We start from the raw sequence: 3,667 nt of genomic DNA, 5'->3' as shown, positions 1-3,667 counted from the left end.
CTTCTTCTCGCCTTTTTCGGAGAGCAGGCCTTTGCGATTGAAGCCGTCCTGGAGGCCGGGGATGTTGCGGCCGGGAGAGCGGAAGTCCATCAATACCCAGGGCGTGACGCCGCGCAGTTGCGGGATCTTGCTCATCATGGCGAACTGGTGCTGGAGCACATAGGCCTGCTGCTCCTCAGCCCAACGCTGGTGCGTGCCGCCGTGGGTGCCGTATTTCGCTTCCGCGCCAAACTCGGAGAACAGGACGGGCTTCTCCGGGAGCACCCAGCGAACGGTGTCGGCATCTTCGGGCTTGCCGACGTACCACCCGAGGTATTCGTTGATGCCGATCACGTCGAGGGCGTCGGCGAGGGGATCGTCCATGATCATGGCGCCGTCTTTCATGTGCGCGCTGTTGAGGGCCGATGTGATCAGGCGTGTGCCGTCGAGCTGGCGGGCCTGGTGAGCGAGGCGGGTGAGGAACTCGGTGCGGACGGGGTTGTCAGGGGTCTCATTGGAGACGGACCAGAGGATCACGGAGGCCTTGTTGCGGTCGCGGCGGATCATCTCGCGCAGCATGGCCTGGGCCTTGTCGTATACCTCGGGCTTGTCAAAGGAGATGCGCTGCCAGAGGGGAATCTCAGACCAGATCATGATGCCCTGCCGGTCGGCCATGCGCTCCATGCGTTCGTCATGCGGGTAATGCGCGAGGCGGACGAAGCTGGCATGCAGGTCTTTGAGGAAGCCGAAGATGTTGGCCACGTCCTGGTCTGTGCAGACGCGGCCGGTGCGGTACGGGGCTTCGGCGTGGGCGTTGACGCCCTGGAGGAAGATGGGCTTGCCGTTGAGGAGGATGCGGGTGCCGTCCACGCGGATATCGCGGAAGCCAATGTCGTCGGTGATGTGGTCAGCGCCCGCGGCGAGTTCCACCTTGTAGAGCCGCGGGGTTTCCGGCGACCAGAGCGCGAGGTGAGCGGCCTTGACTTCGAAGGCGGCGCGGCCGCTGGAATCCGTCTGGAGATGGGCATCGACGCCGGCATCGGGGATGCGGAGATTGACCGCGGTTCCCGCCGAAGCGCCTTCGACGTGGATGTAGCCGGCTAGGGTGTTGGCGTCAGCGGCGGAGAAGGTGCCGGTGCGGCGGAGGTGGACGTCGTAGTCGTCGATAAACGTGGTGGGCACGGTGACGAGGGAGACGTCGCGGGTGAGGCCGCCGTAGTCGAACCAGTCGTAGTTGACGGAAGGGATGTCGTCCGGGTGGCGGGTGGAGTCGACGGCAATGACGACGAAGTTGCTGCCGGGCTTGAGGGCGGAGGTGACTTCGCAATCGAAAGGTGTGAATCCGCCTTCGTGCTCGCAGATGCGCTGCCGGTTGACCCAGACGAAGGAGCGGTAGTTGGCTGCGCCGATGTGGAGGAAGGTGCGGGAATTGGGACTGGGGTTGGCTTCGAAGTCGCGCTGGTACCAGACCACGCCTTCGAAGCGGAAGAGGGTGGGGTGCTGGGTGTTCCAGTCGCCTGGAACTTTGAGGGTGGGGGCGGTGGCGAAGTCGTATTCGGCGTTGTGAGGGCCGGAGTCGATGTTGGGATGGGTGTTCTGGGCGTAGCCTCCATCCCGGACCTTTCCGTTGCTGTCGTAGAGGGAGGAAAAGGGAGGCTGGTCGACGAGGTAATGCCATTCGCCATTGAGGGAGGTGACGGCGCGGTGGTCGACGCCGACCAGGAGCGTCTGCAGGGGCTGCTGGGTCTGGGCGGCAGTGGCGGCGCAAAGAGCGACGGGGACCAAGGCGCGGCGGGCGGCGCCGAGCAGAGCCCGGGAGATGGGGGAGTAGGCTGTCATGGATTGATCCTGTTGCAACCGGACCATTGTAGGGTGTGGGTGCAGTGGTTGTGTGCAGGTGTCAGGGTGGGGGAGGGCGGAAGAGGCGGAGTGCGGCAGGTGGGATGGATGCTGGAAACGTTGACGCGGGGCGGCGAAACCCGGTAAACTACTCTAGTTTGGCGATTCCTGCCTGTTGCTGTGGAGCCAACCGCTCGCTCGAAGGAAAAGGTTGTTGGGCTTGAGCGTACCGCGGCACGGAGTTTCTGCCTGAGCACGAGTTTGATTTTGAGGAGCGTGCCGAATGGTGCTGCTCTGGAGGATTTATGTACGCGGTTCTACGCACCGGTGGAAAGCAGTACCGTGTCGCCCCCGGCGATGTGGTGAAGATTGAGACGATTACTCCGTCCGAGGACAACACCATTGAGTTCAGCGAGGTGCTGGCGGTTTCGGGGGACAAGGGCATTCTGAAGCCGGGTTCTGCCAAGGTGACGGCAGAGGTGGTGGGCGATGGGCGCGCGGCGAAGATCCTGGTGTTCCACCTGAAGCGGAAGAAGCAGTACAAGAAGCTGCAGGGGCATCGCCAGAACTTTACCGAGGTGCGCATCAAGACCATTGAGGCCGATGGTGTGACCTATACGGCGGAGAAGAAGTAAGAGCAGCTTCTAGCCGCTTGATGCTAGCTGGGCTCGCTGGGACAGAGATTTTGGCACAAACAGAAATGGCTAGAAGCTAGCTGCTAGAGGCTAGCGGCTAAGCTTCAAGAAGAGGATTCGGCAATGGCACATAAAAAGGGTGGAGGCAGCTCCACAAACGGACGCGATTCGAATGCGCAGCGGCTGGGCGTGAAGGCCTTTGCCGGCGAAGTGGTGACGGGCGGCTCGATCATCATGCGGCAGCGCGGGACCAAGATCAAGCCCGGCCTGAACGTGGGCATCGGCTCGGACGATACGCTGTTCGCGAAGGTGAGCGGGCGCGTGGTGTTTACCGACCGTGGCAACCACGGGCGGTTTGCGTCGATTGAGCCCATCACGGCTGAGTAAGCGCGCAAGGCAAGTTTGGCTGGCGAGGGGCCGCGGAGATTCCGCGGCCCTTCGTGCGTTTGGGAACAAGCCGTCAGGCACCCAGCCGCGATCGTGAAGGTAGACCTCCGCGCGGCAGTGCTGAGCCTTGGTGATGGTGGCGGTGGTGCTGACCCCGAGGCTCTTATAGCCATACGGGGAGGGGCCGATGCGGATGCCGTAGGCGTGGCGGGCGGGCAGGCCGGAAGCACGGGCGAATGGTGGACCCGGGGCAGTGTGAGAAAGCCGCAGGGGCAGGAGTACGGCGGGTGCACCGGGGTTGGCAAAAATGGCAAGGGCCGCGGCAGATTGCCGCGGCCCTTGTGATCGGAACTGGATCTGAAGAGCTAGCTGTTGGTTTCGCTCTCGCGGAGATTGCGGGTGAGGACCTTGTCGACCACCTTTTCGACGTCGGAGAGGAAGAAGCTGTTGGCGGTGGCGGGCACGGCAACCTTGGTTCCCTTGTGTCCGAGCGCCGAGGCGATCTCGTTCCAGCGATAGATGGTGGAGTTGGCGGCGACCACGATGGGCTTGCGGGCCGGTTCGGGCAGGGCCGCGTAGACGATCCAGGTGGCCAGGGCGGCGAGGGTCAACGCTTGGTAGACGAACTGGAAGGGCTCGGTAAGGGACGAGTCCGACTTCATGAATGCGGCGACGACCAGATCATTGGCAGCCATGACGCCGAATCCCAGGGAGATGCCGAAGGTCAGATCCCGGACGGGAAGCTGCAGGGCATTCATGGCGAGGCAGAGGAACGCGAGCAGCGACAGCTCCATAATGCTGACGGAGCGCATGAGGCTGAAGGCTAT

At 63.2% G+C, this 3,667-nt stretch carries 3 protein-coding genes and 2 pseudogenes; 2 read left to right on the top strand and 3 right to left on the bottom strand.

Going from position 1 to position 3,667, the window contains the following annotated elements; genetic code table 11:
• On the bottom strand, positions 1–1,818 hold a 1,818-nt coding region (locus VGL22_RS08345), incomplete at its 3' end, for a glycoside hydrolase family 2 protein (protein ID WP_465266445.1).
• 305 nt (positions 1,819–2,123) lie between these two features.
• Between VGL22_RS08345 and rplU the strand changes: the two genes are divergently transcribed.
• Positions 2,124–2,453, top strand: a complete 330-nt coding sequence (rplU, locus tag VGL22_RS08340; protein ID WP_465266444.1) for a 50S ribosomal protein L21 — start codon at positions 2,124–2,126, stop codon at positions 2,451–2,453.
• 123 nt (positions 2,454–2,576) lie between these two features.
• Positions 2,577–2,840, top strand: a complete 264-nt coding sequence (gene rpmA / locus VGL22_RS08335; RefSeq protein WP_465266443.1) for a 50S ribosomal protein L27 — start codon at positions 2,577–2,579, stop codon at positions 2,838–2,840.
• An 87-nt stretch (positions 2,841–2,927) separates the two neighbouring features.
• Here the strand turns inward: rpmA and VGL22_RS08330 are convergent.
• Positions 2,928–3,110, bottom strand: a pseudogene (locus tag VGL22_RS08330) (transglutaminase-like domain-containing protein); the annotation flags it as partial.
• A 95-nt stretch (positions 3,111–3,205) separates the two neighbouring features.
• Positions 3,206–3,667, bottom strand: a pseudogene (locus VGL22_RS08325) (hypothetical protein); the annotation flags it as partial.

This window comes from Occallatibacter sp., from assembly GCF_036502485.1.
GTDB lineage: Bacteria > Acidobacteriota > Terriglobia > Terriglobales > Acidobacteriaceae > Telmatobacter.
This window is presented reverse-complemented; position numbering and strand designations above follow the sequence as displayed.